Raw genomic sequence first — 15,760 nt, forward strand, 5'->3', positions numbered from 1 at the left:
GCTTCAGGCAGGCGCTTTCTGGCTGGACCAGGTCTCGATTGCGCCAAAGGCGTCGGAGAAATGGCTCATGTCGTAATTGATCGTGACCGTGCCGCCGCCCTGCGCGGGCACGCGGCTGACGCGGATGTGGCCGGTCTTGCCCGCCTTCAGTGCCGCAATCATGGCGGGCGTCGCCTGCAGCGTCGACAGGCAGCCCGATGCGTTGCACACCAGATAGGGCAGGCTGACCGGCTTGCCGTTATCCATCGACAGGGTGGCAGGCTTCGTGAGGTCGAAGCCCAGCGGGGTCATGACGCTCAGCTCGTAGGGGCGCGCGGTAATCGCCACCCTGTCGGTCGCGGCCCGGGCGACGATCACCATGCCCAGTGGCACGGCCTTGCCCTGCTGCTGCATGCTCAGCTGCTGGGCCGCCACGCACAGCGAAGCCGCGCGTGTCGCGGGCGCGTAGGTGCAGTTGGCCTGCCAGGCGTCAAAAGTCTGCTGCGTGGTGATCGGCGAAGGCTGGGCCGGGGCCTGCGGAGAAGCAGGTGCCCCTTTCGCGGGCGATGGCGCGGCAGACGGGGCCGGGACCGCTGCCGTTCCCGCAGCATGGGATACGCCCGTCAGGGCCGCAGAAAAAAGAAAAGCACAAGCCACGGCCCTGAACTGCATCAGTACCTCCGAACGGTCAGCCTGACCGGCGATCACCGGTCGGTCCTGTATTGAATGGAACGTCGCCCTGAAAACGACATATTTCGTCATTCATGGATACAGTTTGACATGGAAGGCAGCAACAGAAGAATTCATTCAACTTGCGACTGAATAATGGCCTGTTTCATACATTTTATACCAAATTCCCCTGATATAATCAGGGAGATCGGCTGGCATCCGTTCCGTATTATTATACAGAATAACAGTTATTTACATAAATACCAAAACGCCATGGTACCCGGGAGACGCGCAAACGGCTCCGTGGAGAGCCATGCCCCCGAACCACGACCCCCGGCACCCACGTCGGCACAGCAGACGGGTAGTGTCGCCAGGCGGGCTGTGATATCCTGAAACAGGCGCGTGATAACGCCTTTTGCACTGAGGCGGCCTCCTTGTCAGGTGGCCTGCCAAATACAACACCCGGACCTATGTCCAGCGGTGAACGGGGAGATCTGTTCATCGTTGTGGAAATAGGCAGGGCGTGGCTATGCCTCATGCAAACACGTTATCACCCGCCCGACGCCAGGGCGGGTAGGAGGCGCATGCCTGTCATTCGTCCTTCCCCGGCTGTCGTCACAGGACAGGCGTGAGAAAGGGAGGAATGCATGACGGTTACACAGAACAGGCCGACCCATGAAATCATGGATACGGACGCCATGATGGTGGCCTTCCTGCGCGAATACGGGCTGCCGGGCGCCAGGGAACGGGCGCGCCATCACATTGGCCGGTGCGTCGAGGCTGGCCTTGAGGATGATGCCGCATTCTGGATGCGTGTCAGCAACCAGCTCGAAACCCTGGCCTCCTCGGATTATGGTCCAGGAGCCCTTTTCATGTCTTCCGGACCGATCAGCCCGACTGCCACGCGACCTGGCTGATGCACCTTACCCTGCGTACCGACTACGCCTTTCGCGTACTGATCCATCTGGCCCGCCACGGACACACACAAAACCGCATGACGGTCCGGCACATCGCCGAGCGGCACAATGTCTCCCACAACCATCTTGTGAAGGTCGTCAACGACCTGTGCCATCATGGTATCCTGGTGGGAACCCGGGGCCGGAATGGTGGCGTCAGGCTGGCCCGGTCCCCGAAAGACATCAATGTCGAGCATGTCATCCGCCTCATGGAAACCGAAGGTGAGGTCATGACCGGCTGTGCGCCACTTCAGGGCAGACCCTGCATCCTGGCAGATACCTGCCGTCTCCGTCACCTGACCAGACAGGCAACCGATGCTTTCATGGCCGTCCTGAACGGCATGAGCGTGCATGATCTCCTGTCCTGACAGGACGCAGCGGCCGGCATGTGGCCGCTACGTCCTGACGTCTTATCGGTTGCTGTCGAAGTCGTGCGCTTCGATCCATCCTTTATTCGTCTGGATCAGATCGGCACGTTGTTCATGATCGGGGTCGAGATCCCTTTTCAGGGAGGGCCATGCGTCTTGAACGGCCTGGTTTTTCGCCCAGTCCGGCACATCGACCGCCTTGGTGGTAAACACGGCTTCCGACATCTTGCCCCCGCCAAAGGGCACATTACCGGGTTCAGAGAAATGCTTGATGGATACGACCTGCTGATGCCCGGCACAGAAAGCCCGATGCTTCACAAGCGCCGCTTTCCCCTTGTCCGTGAGGGAATATATCTTTTCCGGCACGGTTTCCTTTTTGCCCCAGGTGTCCACTTCTTTCGTCGTGTCCTCGCGCTTTAGAAGCCCGGTATCTACCAGCACGTCAAAGGGGTGGATTGCCTGCTGATTGCGTCGGTCCACATCCTGCCGGAATGCTTCATCGGCATTGGGTGGGGCAACCTCTGGATCTATGGTCGCCGGGAAATCACCGTCAAAGCCCATATCGTCCCCGACGATAATGCACTTCTTTGCCAGATGCTCATTGATCGCCTTTGTGAAATTGGCGTCATTGGCTTCCTTGGGATCATTACAGCCCGACAGGAAGATTGCCGGGATAACAGCCAAGGCGAAAAGGTGTGACCTCATACGGGAGCCTTTTGTAAATACACGATGGCAACAATGTGGCGAGACAGTTTGACCATTTCAGGGCAGCGCCTTCCCCTGCCAGCCTGATCTTCTCTGGTCCGGTCATGAACGATTGCCCGACAGATCAGGTCTTTATGGGTAGGCGTAATGTCAGTCCTCGGTATGTCTATGGGTCGTAGTCGAGAAGACCGTCAGGTCGCAAAACGGTTGGTCTGTCCAATACGGTTGTCAGGGCCACGTTCGTCCTACGACCCATCGGGTCGGATGGTCAGGACACAGGGCTGGTCCACCTTCGTCTCGTTGGCCCTTTTCTGGCAGGCGGCGATCCGGTCCTGACTGGCATCCACAAGCCGGTTGGCCCGGACCATATGCCGCAGGCTTTCGGGATTGTCGGCCTCCATCATCAACGCACCGGATTCCCACCGATCCTGTCCGCCCACGATAAAGGAGGCCACGCGCGTCCCCAGTGATGACGGCAGGAGATAGGTCAGGATAGGCGAGAACCCGATCCCGACAGCCAGACAGGCCAGCCCGACCTTCAGCACCCACCAGTTCTGACGGTCCTGGGTGCGCGCCTGCCCGACAATGTCGGTCAGCTGCTGCCGCTCCACCTGCACCGCACGGATCGCGGTATGAAAGGCAGCCTGCATGTCCTGACTGACAGAAAGCCCTGCCTGGCGTACCCCCTGCCCATAGGCCTGCGGCGTCATCTTCAGCATCGGACTGGCCTCGATCGCCTTCATGCGCGCGCCCACTTCATTCAGGGCTTTCACCAGTCTGGCCAGGTCCGGTGTGTAGTCTGGCGGCCGGTTGTCCCGCCATGCCTGGGGCAGCGCTTCCACGCTGCGCCGGAGCACCGTCATTTCGGCGCACAGATCCTCAAAGGCGCGCGCCGCCGGGTCTGTCTCGCTCATGATGGAAACATCCCCTCATTCAGATTCAGTTTTCCGGCACGTCCAGACGATCATCGTCCCTGATCTGCCCCTTTGTTCCGATCCGCTCCAGAAGAGCTTTGGCACGAGCAGGCGTGGTCCGTGTCGCCCGTGCGGAAAAATACCGTTCCGCTTCTGCCTGCCCACCCAGACGGGCCGCGACAGCCGTCGCAACAAAAAGGTTCATGCTGACACCTGAAAGCGCCGCCTGACGCGTTGCGGCTTCCCGCATATCTTCCGGAAGCCGAAGCTGGATTTTACTGCTACTCATCCTCTCATCCTTCGCAAAAGAACACCTGGCCGCACTGCTGGAATACCGAACCGTGATACAGCCCGCTGCATGTCTTTCAGATTGAACGTGGCAATCGCATCCGCATTCCCGTTGATCGCTGTCTCAACCACAAGTTCATCATCACCATGCGCACCTGTCGGTCGCCACCTGTAATCAAAAGAAACCGGCACGCAGCACCCTGCAAGTCCATCAAGAACCTCCAGAACTTCATCCCCCTGAACGCCCATTCGGAAAAGGTTTTCAGAACGACGCAACACCGCCTCGTATTCGACCAGGAGGGTCGTGGAGAGCAGCAGACTGAAATTCCTATCCAAGGCCCCCAGCAAAAGCTGCCGGGACGCTCCGTCCGGTGACATGAATCCCGAAAGAACAACATCCGTATCAAGAACAACGCGCATAGTGACATCATATATGACGTCACTGCTTAACGTAAATCAAAATCTCCTACATCCCCATATCCATATCCCGCCCCCTGGAGCGCGACAGCGAGCGCGTGCGCTGCGGCTGCAATCCATGATCGAGCGTCGATCCCTTCCGGACGCCCAGTTCGTGCCCCTTCCGCCGCAGGAGGGACTCAAGCTGCGCGTCCCGCTTCAGCTCCCTGAGCGCCACACCCTGCTGCTCGCGGCTCAGCCCGTCCCACGCCTTCACGAACCGCGCCGCCCGCAACTCGGGGGAATGCCGCACCTTGTCCTCGTGTTCCAGCCCCTCGACCAGCCTGCGCGCCCGTGCCGGCCCTTCCAGCCCGTACAGGGCCTGCCGGATCTCCGGCTCATGCTTCACGGCGGTTTCCAGAGCGATCACCGCCCCGGGCCGTAGCCGTTCCAGGGCCGTGCTGGCGTCAAGCCATGCCTTCTTCTGGTGCTCCAGCACCGGTAGGTCCTGCTCCACCATGCGCCCGATGTCCCGCACCGCCCGCGCATACTGCTCCACCGCCTGGTGGAGCGGATCACCACCCGGCACAAACCCGCCCAGTCCGGCCGGCACCTGCGCGCGCTGCACGCGCGGCAGCCGCAACCCGGCAAAGGGAGAGGCGGGAGCCTCACGCTCAACCCCACTTTCCCCCTTCCCGGCCCCGGCATCCACCCCGGCCGACACGTCTTTTTCCGCCGTCTGGCCACGCCCCCGCACGGACAGGTCCAGCCCGTCGAACATCCCGCGTTTCCGCTGCGCCGGTGCCGGATCTGGCGTATGGACAGCTTCGGCCTGCCTGTCCTTCTGGGGGCCAGAGGCCGTCTCGCTGCGCCCCACCACGATCTCGCTCTCGGGGACATGCAGCCCGCGCCGACGCGCAAACCCGGCATCCCGATCCCGGACATGCGGGTAATCCAGCGTGGTGTCCTTCAGCCGCTCGCGCGACAACCGCTTCACCAGCCCGTCAAGGTCGCCCACATCATCCCGGCCCCAATGAACGGACACGCTCTCCCGGTGCCGTGACAGCGCCACATACGCCCCGTGCCGGTCCATGCTCCCCGTCGCCAGCACATGCGCCCGGTCCACCGTCACACCCTGCGATTTGTGGATGGTGGCCGCATAGCCATGATCCAGCGCGTCATAATCCGCCACCGACACGGATACGACCCGGCCACGCCCGGTCCCACCCGGCCCGTCGAGCTGCACCGACAGCACGAGATCCCCGGCCTCGACCGACCCCGTGATGACCCGCACCGTGCCCAGCGTGCCGTTCTTCACCCCCAGCGCCCGGTCATTGCGCAGGAAGTAGACACGCTCCCCGTCCGCGAACACCCGCTCGCCCTGGGCGGTCGGCACCAGCACATCGTCACCCAGCTCACCCGCGTCCCGCCGGATCTCCCGCGCCGCCTCGTTCAGCGCCCGCACATCGACACGCCGGTGCGCCAGCATGATCTGGCTTTCCTCTGGCGCGGCCTGACGGGCTTCATCCCACCCGGCCACCACCCCGGCCCGCGCCTCTTCCAGCGTGTCATGCCCGCGCACCAGGTCGGCCGCCTCATAGCGTCCCAGCGCCTCACCCGTCCGCCCCGTCGCCAGCTCCTTCGTGGCCGCCTGCTGCCAGCCTTCACGCTGCCGGCGCACGGCTGTGATTTCTACCGACCCGACCCGCTCGGCCACCGCCCGGAACGCGCCACCAGCCTCGATCGCCTGCAACTGCTCGGGATCACCTACCAGCACCACCTTGGCCCCAACACCGCGCGCGGCCGACAGCACCCGCTCCATCTGCCGTGACCCCACCATGCCGGCCTCGTCCACCACCAGCACGTCCCCGCGCTCCAGCCGGTCGAACCCACGCGCCCACGCCCGCTCCAGGGAGGCCAGCGTCCGGCTTTCGATCCCGGACCCCGCTTCCAGACCTTCCGCCGCGATCCCCGACAGCGCCGCCCCGCGCACCCGATACCCGGCCTCTTCCCATGCCGCGCGGGCGATACCCAGCATGGTGCTCTTCCCCGTCCCGGCATACCCGACCACCACGGACAGGTCGCGGGACTTCGTGACCTCGCCTACCGCCAGCGCCTGCTCGTCCCCAAGCCCGTCCCGCGCCATCGCCGCCCGACGCACCGCCAGCGGCACCGCATGCCCCTGGGACTGCCCCATCGCGAGCGACGCTTCTTCCAGACGCTGCTCGACCCCGATCATCGCGCGCGTGGAGAACCGCTCCCGCCCATGCCCGTCTTTCCCAAGGGCGACCAGCTCCGGACATGCCTCCACCCGAACCATGACAGCACTGAACTGTTCTGCGTCCGCCGTGTGCCGGTCCACGAACCGCGCCAGGTCCTGCCGGGTGAATGTGCTCTGCTGTCGGGTCAGCGTCTCCAGCGCCACATGCGGCTCGGCCAGCAACCTTTCGCCATTGCGCCGCGCGATCTCCAGATGGTCGGCAACCCGCTGTGCATCCTCGCCCCGCTCTTCCCGGCGCATCCCGGCTGGACCGATCTTGTTCTGCGGCTCAAGGTCGATCCCCTGTGCGGCAAACGACCGATGATCGATCCGCACATCCAGGTCCAGCTCGGCCAGCCGTTCATTGGCGAGCGACGCCCACCGCTCCCGCCACGTCAGCAGCAGATCCCTGTCATTCCACGAACGCTCTTTCGCACCGAACCCGATGGAAGGCTGATCCTGCGCCAGCCCCAGGCCTTCATGCCGCAACCGTGCCGCAGCAATCAGTCGCGCTGTTCTTCCAGCCGCTGCAAGCGCTTCTCCAGCGTCGAGAGCTTCAGCAGGATGCCACGCTGCGTCTCCCTGATTTCCGTCAATAGACGGATCATGAGCTTGAGCGGATCGTCCTCCCCTTTCTGCTCCATCAGGTCCAGGATCCGGCGTGATGTCGTATGCGCCCCTGCCGCCTCGTTCAGGATGCGGGATTCCGTCTCGTCTTCCATGCACAGCCTCCCCGGTTCTGACTTCGATCCGTCGTGTAGACAGCATCACATGGGCATGGGGCTTCGCCTGTCCATCCTCGCCGATATCCCAATGCACATTGAGATCGGCCACCATGCCGCGTTCCACAAACTGCTCCCGCACGAAATCCCGTGCCAGCGCGATCCCCTGCGCCTGGGTCATTTCGCGCGGGATTGAAAACTCCACCTCGCGGGCAAGCTGGGCATCCTTGCGCTTCTCGATCGCCTCGACCTCGTTCCATAGGGTCGCACGATCGAGAAATCGCTCTGGCGCGCCATCGGGCAGCAGGATCTCGGAATGCACCACGCTGCTCTTGTTGGAAAAGTCATGGTCGCGATCCAGCCGCACGTCATGCAGGCGGGATGCCGCGCGATAGGCCGCCGCCGCCACGGCGCTCCGGCCGGTGGCGCGGCTGATAACCTTTGCATGCAGGTGATAGATCGCCATGAGCACGATCCTATCACACCACTTAAGCGCACGTCACGAAGTGACGTATAAGCGCGCACTCACATTTTACTGCACAACAAGGGTTGATTTGTCTGGATGAGTGACGCGGTTCTCGCCTGTGTGGTAGAGTATGGCACAGATCAGCAGGACAGGGGACCGGAAATGCGCAAGCCACGGGACATTGATGCGGAACTGAAGGCGCTTCAGGAAAAGGCGAAGCAGCTTAAGGCGCAAAGAACCATCCAGCTCGGCGAACTGGTCGAGGCGACGGGAGCCGATACCCTGTCGATCGAGGCGCTGGCCGGGGTGCTGCTTGCGGCTGTCGAACAGGCGGACGGCAAACCCGAAGCCGTTGCGAGGTGGACCGAACGGGGGACGGCGTTCTTTCAGGCCGGCGCAAAAAAGGGCGGCCGGAAAGGAACCGGAAACGATCAGAACGGAGCTTCTGGCGCTTGAAAGACGGATCAGGAAGCAGGAAGCCCTGATCCATCGCCATCAGGCACGAAAGGCACGCACCGACATGCGCGACTGGGCGAAGGCGCGACGGGAACGCACTCATCATCTGATCGAACTGGGCGGCCTGGTCCAGAAGGCGGGACTGGTCGATCTGACAGATGATGACCGCGCCACCCTGCTCGGGACTTTTCTGGATATTGCAGGACAGCTCCAGGGCAGCAATGATACCACTCCGGTTGATCTGAAAACGCGCTGGAGACGCGCGGGGCTTCATGCCTTCGACAGGGACCGGGAACAAGGCTGACGACAAAACACGATCATCCAAAACGGACAGACTGTAATCTCGGCCACAGAACAATTTTACGGCCTGGAAACTGACCACCACAGACACTTCAAGAGGATACCTAATGGCTCCAGAATACCCTTCTCCAGAATGGTTTTCTGATAAGATCAATCGCCATCAATGGATGTGGAATCTGAATGCCCGGTTTGTTTCACGGGCAGCAAAGCGTGTGACCGATACGGACGCTCTGGTCTTGCTCAATGAGGCGATCAATCTGGAAATAGCGGAAACGGCTGCCAATCTTCTACAGGAAGGTGTGCCAGAAAAAATCGTCGCTGATTTCGTTATGGCTTACAGTCAGACACAACGAGAAGAATTACTGGATAATGTCTGCGATTACGCATGGCGGATTTCTGCTCCTGTCGCTGCCACGAAACACGAGGCGATGAAGACATGACCATGACGGACCTTTCCGACGAACGGGCTGCCAAAAGGGATGCAATCCGCAAGGCACGCAACAGCATGAAACCCGCAGTCCCGGCCGATCAGGTCCTTGCTCTTCTGGACGCCGATCTGGCCCGGATTCAAGCCGCCATTGACGCCCTCCCTACGCCTCGTCCCACGGATTGATGAGGGTGATACCGCAGTTGAGGAAATCGCGTATATTCCGTGTCGCAAGGGATGCGCCACGGGACTGCGCGATGGCCGCGATCTGTGCATCAAACTGACTGATGGGTTCTCCGGCGTGCCGGCGTCGGGAGGCGATCTCAGCATAAACACGAGCTGCCTCTCCGTCGAAAGGCAGGATACGGCCGGAGAAATCCTCTTCGAACATGGCACGGGCGGCCGCGATCAGCAGATCCCGTCGTCGTCCTTCCGGCAGCAGTGCCAGCCCATACAGGATCTCGGCCTGGGTAATGGCCGTGATGAAGAGGGTCATCATGGATTGACGGGACATCCAGGCCAGCACCGCCCCGTCAGGCCCGGAGCGCATCAGTTCGGAGAGGATGTTGGTGTCGAGAACGATCACACTCCGAAATCCACGTCCCTGATGGCCTCACGGGACACGGCAGGCAGGTCTACCCCGCCCAGCCTGGCAAAACGCTGGTGAATGGCCTGACCGGCATCTACCCCCTGAGAGACTTCAGCGGAAAGAGCCGAGCGCAGGATATCGCGCACCTCTTCCTCCATGGAACGCCCATGCTGTGCTGCGCGCAGACGAAGCCTGTGCTTGAGACTGTCATCGAGATTGCGGATGGTCATGACGGCCACGGGAACCTCCATTAGGCAATGACAGCATTGTAGTCATTGACTGCGTACTTTGCAATCATCAGGTCGGATTGGGGTATTTGAGGGAAGAGACGAAATCCCGCACCAAGCTGAAAACGGAAGCGCAGATCCAAACTGGCCTGAAAATCCAGACGGAAACAGAACGCGGGAACGATTTCTCATTCCCGCGCTGAAGATTACCAGTAATATTCGTGGGGTCGCCGGGTTCCGGTATACGGAAAGACCGCCTCGAGAGGATCGAGATCGCCCTTGATGATCAGGTGGGCAATATGCCTGTCATGATGACGGTCAGGGCGGATATCGTGCAGATGGCTGTACCAGTTTGGAGATTCAGAGGCATCACGTGAGCCTCCATAGCCACAGCGATCCGGCCGGTTGGCCCAGCGATGGTCCCGGCCGTGTCTGCGGCTGTGATGATAGGTGCGAGACATGGGAGCTTCCCCTCCATGACGCACGGAGTGATTTCCGGGCGTACCTACATCGCCCGATCTCCCCTGTTCTGGTTGTTCATTTGCTCCTGATCACCGGCGTAAGTCTTGCCTGCAGGGTCATGGCCGCGATCATGCCGGAACGGCTCTCATGGGATGATCTGGCAAGCGCATCCAGCCGCTCCAGAACGCGCCGGGGAAGGGAGATGTTCGCCCGTTCTACCCGGTCATCGAGGACGGCCGGATCAATGGTGACAAAGCCCACTGTCCAGCCCTCATAATCCGGGTTGTTCTGGATGGCGTCGAGCGTGCTGGGAGAAGGCACAGCCTCTCCGGCATCCAGCGTGGCATCGATCCATGCCGCAGCGGCCTCTTCCGCATTGGAAATGGCTTCATCGAGCGTGTCGCCTGCCGAAAAGCAGCCGGGGAGGTCAGGAAAGACAACGCCAAATGCCGTTGTCTCGCTGCCCCGTTCGATAACAACCGGATAGCGCATGATGATCCTCCTAGAGACCCGCCTGTTTGCGGATGGCGGCAACCAGACCGGTGCCCAGATCCTTTTTGGGATGAGGAACGACCACGATCCCTGGTCGCGATGGATGTTTGAAGACGTTGTGTGAACCGCGCACGCGATCCAGCTTCCAGCCTGCTTTTTCCAGCTCCCGGATCAGATCGGCACTTTTCATTTACACATCATACACACGGCCTGATCCTTGTTCAAGAAGGCAGGTAAAAGGATGTGACCTGGCCGTCAATTCCCTGCAATGCCCGTAGAGCGCTCTGGGAGGCCGTACAGAGCGTAATTCCCTCTATGGCCTACCCAACTAGCCACCACGTTCGGTAACGCCTGTACGGTCATCCTGTAGCGCCTGGTTGGCATGCTGCAACATGTGAGTCGCTGAATGACCGTCTGAACTCTATTGTGTCTTGAGCAGATTGCGGTCTTGCCCGGTTTTTCTGGCGTTACAGGCGTCGGGCGAGCGCAGAGCGGGAGCCCCGTAGGGCGCCGAAGGTGCCGACGCAGGCGGGGAGGATGCCAGTGGAGGGACGATGCGTTTATCGCATTGTCACATGATATTTTCACGCCGAAGGCGTGTCCGTTTAGCGCAGCCCTGGAAGGGCGAGTAGGGGGATGCCGGGTGGGAGATCGCGCGAAGCGCGATCGGGGCGGCCGTAGGCCGCGAGCCAGCGGGGGCAGAGCCCCCAAGAGGCGGTGCTTTTTGTTAAGAATTTTGTTAAAATATATAGTTAAAAGAGTTAAGCGCTAAAAATCCTGTAAAAACACTATTGATAACAGAATGTTATGGTTATGGCCGGTGGGTGAAACCACGTGTTTGGGTGGGTGAAACCACGACACTTTGGTGGGTGAAACCACGACACTTTGGTGGGTGAAACCACGACAGTTGACCATCACTTATCCACAGGAAAACGCAGCATTCCCTATAGCTTGGGTTGTTTCGAGTCGTAGTAACTCTCATTTTGACTACAGAGAGAACTTACTGGGTGGGTGAAACCACGATAGTTTAACGAGGCCGCTCTCGTGACAAACGATCCATCAACCCATCCACCTCTTCAGCACGCCGACGATCTGCTTCTAAGCGCTCTCTTTCTTTTTCGAGCTTCCTATGCAGCTCAGTCGCTGCCTCAACACCTCGCAACTGAAACATCACTGCCGGTGTGCCCTCAACAGTCTGAGACAACGACATGGTGTAGTCAGGAAGTTGGTCTGCTTCGATGATCTTCCGTAGCATACGATTAAATTCTTTAGGCTGCGCATCGCTACCTGTTTTTTCATGCAGCACCTCGACACGGCATATCCATCCACCTCGCTGCTGACCAGCATGTTTACGTGCGATCCGATAGAGGGCCCGCTCTAATCCACCAGATAAAAGGAAATAATCCTGATGCATTGTCAGCAAGGATCGCTCACTTACAATGCCCTCATAAACCCAGTTTGATAGGGTGATCGTCATACCACGCGGCTGATCTGTGTCTGGATCCACTTCCAGCGTCCATCCATCCAGCCATCCAAACTGAGCCTCATTACGGCGCTTAGGTGCCCGTAATGATGTACGGATAGATGTTGTTTCTAGACGCGAAAGAGCAGCTTGCAATTCCTGATAAGCACGTCCCCCTGTTCCTCGTCGAATGCCGCGCAACAAATCATAGGTTGTTGTTGTAAGCGTTCGCGGAAGATCATTGATCCCCTGCTCTTTCATCCGATTCAATACGGAAGCCGCCCACACAAGAATGTCGGCATCCCATATTGTCGCCATGCCATAAGCTGGCATAGCTTCAACTTTTACCCATGCTTCGCCATTTGGGCTGCGATATTCAATTGGCTTAAGACGTTTACGTTTCTGAAGTGAGAAAAATGGCCGCTCCATCACTTCCCGCTGATCTTTCAACGGAAGATCATTCATTAACGGAATAAAAAAGTCGAACTCGGGGTTCGGATCACGTCGTTTACTCATGGTGCAAACCTGGTGTGCCCTCGCTGCACCAGATATTGGCGCAATAAACGCTCGGTAATGACCGTCAAAGGTTCTCCACCTTCCTCTACACTCAGTTGGCGGAGTGTACGGTGCATATCCTCTGGGATATGGATCAAAACTGGTTTTTTGCCAGGATGACTATTTTTCTTGCGTGGCGAAGGTGCATTCCCATCAAGACGAGATCGGGTAGTAGCCTCTTTCGGCATACTTTCCGCTACAACGGTCGGGGATACAGGGGCACTTTCTTCCTCAAAAATTCCGGCTAATGCCGATGCTTTCTTGGGTTTCACCATCATACCATCTCGCTTAATGGTTTATTCGCATATCCGCTTAGTCGCTTAGCTTCAGCATAAGCAGAGCGTAGTTCAGCTGCGGCCTTACCATCTGGATCCAATTCGACAGCGGTTTTCCCGATCGGTGTTGCTCTATAGAAATCCTTACGAAAATGAAGTTCCGTATCGAACATGGTGACGCTTTTAGCGATGAAGCCCGCTCGAGCATCTTTCCCTTCTGAACCTTGATAAGGAACCTGGGTGAGGATCACAGCAAAAGGTGTTCCTGCTTGCTGAACCTGCTTAATGGTTTGCAGCACAGAATGAACATCCAACCCACGCGGAGCGACTGGAATCACTACAAAGTCAGCTTGTTCTGCCGCCAACATAGCAATGTCTTTTGAGTTTGCAGGCGTATCAATGATGATGAGATCCAGTTTTCCACTCTTACGTCCTCGCGAAACATGCAGGGGCAATCCTGCCACACTGCTATCTTTCACCATTACGTCATCAGCCTCTCGTCTCTCAGACCAATAGAGAGCTGAGCCTTGCCGATCATCAGCATCAAGGATCACAACCGCCGCGCCTTCACTGGCGGCTTCGACAGCAAAAGCCGTTGCAATCGTCGTTTTCGACTGCCCGCCTTTCTGCGCAATCACGGCCCAAGTCTGCATGATGTCTCCTACTAAGCGACTATGCTTTTTATATAGCTTATTCGTTTAGTAGCAAACAACTTTAATCGCATAGTCGCTTAGTTGCGTATTCGCTTAGAATTTATATCGCATCCTAATGCACTCGGCTTCATCAAGGGAGACGTCACGGCTCCCGATCCGCAAGCCATGAAGCCGGACCGGACTAATCAAAGAGCACACCCGCTCAACTATATCGAGTAACCAATTCATAAGGGATGGCAGCAGATACACCTTAACCCGCAGGGCTACACTCGCGTGCCCGTTCCCTTAATCTGCCCCCTTGAGCACGGTACGCCGGTAAAGGTCAGTCTACCGATTGCCCCCAGCTTCTGCTGGGATAGAACCATCTGCCACACTCACGGCATGATCCCCTGCATGACCAGAAATGCTCTTACTGTAATGATCTTCACACCATCATAGACCCGCAGGTCCAGAATATCGCGCTTGTCGCCCGTTAACAAAAAATCGGCTTTCCCAGCGGATGCCATCGCCAAAAGATAATCGTCATCCGGATCCGGAGAGGCTGCCACGGCAGGAAGATCTACAATGAGAACAGCTAGATCCCGGACTTCATTGACCAGACGGCCGGCGAGGGCGGGCGGCAGACGGGAACGGATCTTGGGATACCGTGTCACGCGCCGCAACTCATCTAGCTGCTCGGTAGAAGTCAGCAGATCGAATTGTCCTGCCCGCCATAGCCCGAGCAGATGCGCTGGCAGGGATTTTTCAGAAAGCAGGGCACTGATGAGAAGATTGGTATCGATGACTAGACGCACGCCTTAGCTGGCCCTGTCCGTTGCCCGCGTAGCGGTCACGGCCTCACCGATCAGGTCCTCCAGCGCGTCCGGCTCCATATCTGCGAACCCACTCCGGGCTTCCGCCATTGTCCTGTCGAATACACGCCAGCGCACCGCCTCCTCGATAAAGCGAGACAGGTCGCCTTTCTTCATGCCGCGCTGCGCCAGGAAACTACGTACGGTGATGTCGGTTTCGCGGGAGACTGAAACCGTCCAACGAGTCATATCAGTAGACATATCATATCTCCATATAAGGTCTTATACGCTTATCATGATAAGCGCCTATATATATCTGTGCAATCTGATTTCATCTTCACAAAATGCATTACCCCCACATTTTCCGTGCGATATCCTGCTCCTCGGCGCCGACGGCATCGGCGTAGATGGCGGTGGTGGAGAGCTGGGCGTGACCGAGCCATTTCTGCACCATGTTGAGGGGGATGCCGCTGGAGACGGCGGCGACGCCGAAGGCATGGCGCAGGCCCTTGGGGGACGCGGCCGGGCCGGACAGGCTGGCGGCAACCATGACCGCGTGTACCGCCCGCCAGCCGGTCATGCGGGACCAGGGCCACAGCCGAACGGCCGATCCACGCCCTCGTCGACGCTGCGCCTCGCGGATGCCATGCACCAGATCCAGGGCCTCGAGCAGGGAGGGGGGCACCGGCACGGCGCGATAGATCCCGTCCTGGCGCTTCTTGAGCGTGGCGAACACCAGCACGCCGCCGGCCAGGTCCACCCGGTCCGCTGTGAGGGCGAGGGCCTCGGACAGGCGGCAGCCCGACCAGGCCAGGGTCATGCACAGCGTGCGGGCCTCGCGCGGCGCCTGCTCGGCCGCGCGCAGGAACCGCGCCCGCTCGGCGACCGTGAGGTATTTGCGGCTCCCGTCGCGGTCGAACAGCTGCATCCCGCCGGGGGCGCCTGCCGGGGTCACCCGCTGTCCCGGTTTTGAGGTGCCGCTCATCCGGCCGGCCTGTCGCGGTAACCCCGCCGGCGCTTGGCCCGGAGCTGGCGGGCGAGGGCGTCGCGCGCCTGCCCGGCATCATGATGCAGTTCGCAGACCTGCCGGCCGGCCGTCCCGATCCGCCCCCACTGCCGCACCAGGGCGGTGCCGCCAAACAGGTCGGGCTGCAGCGACAGATGGTAGAAGCGCCAGCAGTTGGCGGCCGGGTCCACGCGCACCAGCGCCGCCGTTTCGGGGAACAGCGACAACTGGCAAGGCGGCCGGACAGGGGCCTTCGGGGCGCGTTTGGGCATATAATCCCGAAAAGTGTAACACACTTCCCCCGATCCGGACAGGAAAACCGCCGCTGACACGGGACGGGCC

Annotated in this window: 23 protein-coding genes; 5 read left to right on the plus strand and 18 right to left on the minus strand. The window is 59.7% G+C overall.

The features are described 5' to 3' along the window. Positions 1-3: 3 nt before the first annotated feature. On the minus strand, positions 4-687 hold the full coding sequence (locus tag GXY01S_RS12475) for an invasion associated locus B family protein (protein ID WP_061275581.1): 684 nt from the start codon (positions 685-687) through the stop codon (positions 4-6). Between the two features lie 608 nt (positions 688-1,295). Here GXY01S_RS12475 and GXY01S_RS12480 point away from each other — a divergent pair. Both GXY01S_RS12480 and GXY01S_RS12485 read left to right on the plus strand, forming a co-directional pair. Next, complete coding sequence (locus GXY01S_RS12480) at positions 1,296-1,565, plus strand: hypothetical protein (RefSeq protein WP_039736220.1); 270 nt, start codon at positions 1,296-1,298, stop codon at positions 1,563-1,565. Continuing rightward, positions 1,565-1,972, plus strand: a complete 408-nt coding sequence (locus tag GXY01S_RS12485) for an RrF2 family transcriptional regulator (protein WP_061275583.1) — start codon at positions 1,565-1,567, stop codon at positions 1,970-1,972. The genes GXY01S_RS12480 and GXY01S_RS12485 overlap by 1 nt, the downstream gene beginning before the upstream one ends. Before the next feature lie 42 nt (positions 1,973-2,014). Here the strand turns inward: GXY01S_RS12485 and GXY01S_RS12490 are convergent, their stop codons facing one another. The 5 genes from GXY01S_RS12490 to traA all read right to left on the minus strand — a co-directional run bounded on the left by GXY01S_RS12490 (position 2,015) and on the right by traA (position 7,723). After that, positions 2,015-2,677 carry a hypothetical protein gene (locus GXY01S_RS12490; protein ID WP_061275585.1) on the minus strand — a complete coding sequence of 221 codons (663 nt, stop codon included), beginning with the start codon at positions 2,675-2,677 and terminating at the stop codon, positions 2,015-2,017. A gap of 245 nt (positions 2,678-2,922) precedes the next feature. Continuing rightward, positions 2,923-3,591, minus strand: a complete 669-nt coding sequence (locus tag GXY01S_RS12495; RefSeq protein WP_061275587.1) for a DUF6118 family protein — start codon at positions 3,589-3,591, stop codon at positions 2,923-2,925. Positions 3,592-3,616: 25 nt separating this feature from the next. After that, positions 3,617-3,880 (minus strand): toxin-antitoxin system HicB family antitoxin, encoded by a 264-nt coding sequence (locus tag GXY01S_RS12500; protein ID WP_007396295.1) that lies wholly within the window; start codon positions 3,878-3,880, stop codon positions 3,617-3,619. After that, entirely contained in the window at positions 3,877-4,299 is a 423-nt protein-coding gene (locus GXY01S_RS12505) for a putative toxin-antitoxin system toxin component, PIN family (RefSeq protein ID WP_010517487.1), read from the minus strand. The genes GXY01S_RS12500 and GXY01S_RS12505 overlap by 4 nt, the downstream gene beginning before the upstream one ends. A gap of 46 nt (positions 4,300-4,345) precedes the next feature. Then, a complete protein-coding gene (traA, locus tag GXY01S_RS12510) occupies positions 4,346-7,723 on the minus strand; it encodes a Ti-type conjugative transfer relaxase TraA (protein ID WP_082770866.1) in 3,378 nt (1,125 codons plus the stop codon). Positions 7,724-7,819: 96 nt separating this feature from the next. On the opposite strand from traA, the gene GXY01S_RS12525 reads away from it, so the two are divergent. The 3 genes from GXY01S_RS12525 to GXY01S_RS12535 all read left to right on the plus strand — a co-directional run bounded on the left by GXY01S_RS12525 (position 7,820) and on the right by GXY01S_RS12535 (position 8,919). Then, positions 7,820-8,179: a conjugal transfer protein TraD gene (locus GXY01S_RS12525; RefSeq protein ID WP_174520965.1), complete on the plus strand. Its 360-nt coding sequence runs from the start codon at positions 7,820-7,822 to the stop codon at positions 8,177-8,179. A 64-nt stretch (positions 8,180-8,243) separates the two neighbouring features. Next, the gene (locus GXY01S_RS12530) at positions 8,244-8,483 is read left to right on the plus strand and encodes a conjugal transfer protein TraD (protein ID WP_061275595.1); all 240 of its coding nucleotides are present in this window, start codon (positions 8,244-8,246) and stop codon (positions 8,481-8,483) included. A 103-nt stretch (positions 8,484-8,586) separates the two neighbouring features. Further along, on the plus strand, positions 8,587-8,919 hold the full coding sequence (locus GXY01S_RS12535) for a hypothetical protein (RefSeq protein ID WP_039732544.1): 333 nt from the start codon (positions 8,587-8,589) through the stop codon (positions 8,917-8,919). Between the two features lie 150 nt (positions 8,920-9,069). Here GXY01S_RS12535 and GXY01S_RS12540 read toward each other — a convergent pair whose 3' ends face one another. The 12 genes from GXY01S_RS12540 to GXY01S_RS12585 form a co-directional block, all read right to left on the minus strand. Next, positions 9,070-9,492 (minus strand): type II toxin-antitoxin system VapC family toxin, encoded by a 423-nt coding sequence (locus tag GXY01S_RS12540; protein WP_039732545.1) that lies wholly within the window; start codon positions 9,490-9,492, stop codon positions 9,070-9,072. Further along, positions 9,489-9,746 (minus strand): FitA-like ribbon-helix-helix domain-containing protein, encoded by a 258-nt coding sequence (locus GXY01S_RS12545; protein ID WP_010518060.1) that lies wholly within the window; start codon positions 9,744-9,746, stop codon positions 9,489-9,491. Before GXY01S_RS12545 ends, GXY01S_RS12540 begins: the two co-directional genes overlap by 4 nt. Positions 9,747-9,928: 182 nt before the next feature. Then, positions 9,929-10,183 (minus strand): hypothetical protein, encoded by a 255-nt coding sequence (locus GXY01S_RS12550; RefSeq protein ID WP_082770867.1) that lies wholly within the window; start codon positions 10,181-10,183, stop codon positions 9,929-9,931. Positions 10,184-10,259: 76 nt separating this feature from the next. Continuing rightward, complete coding sequence (locus GXY01S_RS12555; RefSeq protein ID WP_019087452.1) at positions 10,260-10,676, minus strand: type II toxin-antitoxin system HicB family antitoxin; 417 nt, start codon at positions 10,674-10,676, stop codon at positions 10,260-10,262. 10 nt (positions 10,677-10,686) lie between these two features. Beyond that, entirely contained in the window at positions 10,687-10,866 is a 180-nt protein-coding gene (locus GXY01S_RS17275; RefSeq protein WP_019087453.1) for a type II toxin-antitoxin system HicA family toxin, read from the minus strand. 837 nt (positions 10,867-11,703) lie between these two features. Next, complete coding sequence (locus tag GXY01S_RS17280; RefSeq protein ID WP_082770868.1) at positions 11,704-12,654, minus strand: replication initiator protein A; 951 nt, start codon at positions 12,652-12,654, stop codon at positions 11,704-11,706. After that, the gene (locus GXY01S_RS17285) at positions 12,651-12,971 is read right to left on the minus strand and encodes a hypothetical protein (protein WP_202898835.1); all 321 of its coding nucleotides are present in this window, start codon (positions 12,969-12,971) and stop codon (positions 12,651-12,653) included. The genes GXY01S_RS17280 and GXY01S_RS17285 overlap by 4 nt, the downstream gene beginning before the upstream one ends. Continuing rightward, positions 12,968-13,621 (minus strand): ParA family protein, encoded by a 654-nt coding sequence (locus GXY01S_RS12565; RefSeq protein WP_019092320.1) that lies wholly within the window; start codon positions 13,619-13,621, stop codon positions 12,968-12,970. The genes GXY01S_RS17285 and GXY01S_RS12565 overlap by 4 nt, the downstream gene beginning before the upstream one ends. Positions 13,622-13,995: 374 nt before the next feature. Beyond that, positions 13,996-14,415 carry a putative toxin-antitoxin system toxin component, PIN family gene (locus GXY01S_RS12570; RefSeq protein WP_019092319.1) on the minus strand — a complete coding sequence of 140 codons (420 nt, stop codon included), beginning with the start codon at positions 14,413-14,415 and terminating at the stop codon, positions 13,996-13,998. A gap of 3 nt (positions 14,416-14,418) precedes the next feature. Next, positions 14,419-14,673 (minus strand): ribbon-helix-helix domain-containing protein, encoded by a 255-nt coding sequence (locus GXY01S_RS12575; RefSeq protein ID WP_019092318.1) that lies wholly within the window; start codon positions 14,671-14,673, stop codon positions 14,419-14,421. An 88-nt stretch (positions 14,674-14,761) separates the two neighbouring features. Next, complete coding sequence (locus GXY01S_RS12580) at positions 14,762-15,397, minus strand: tyrosine-type recombinase/integrase (RefSeq protein WP_061275599.1); 636 nt, start codon at positions 15,395-15,397, stop codon at positions 14,762-14,764. Beyond that, positions 15,394-15,690 (minus strand): WGR domain-containing protein, encoded by a 297-nt coding sequence (locus GXY01S_RS12585; RefSeq protein WP_061275601.1) that lies wholly within the window; start codon positions 15,688-15,690, stop codon positions 15,394-15,396. The genes GXY01S_RS12580 and GXY01S_RS12585 overlap by 4 nt, the downstream gene beginning before the upstream one ends. Positions 15,691-15,760 lie beyond the last annotated feature (70 nt).

This window comes from Komagataeibacter xylinus NBRC 15237 (genome assembly GCF_001571345.1).
Lineage (GTDB): Bacteria > Pseudomonadota > Alphaproteobacteria > Acetobacterales > Acetobacteraceae > Komagataeibacter > Komagataeibacter xylinus.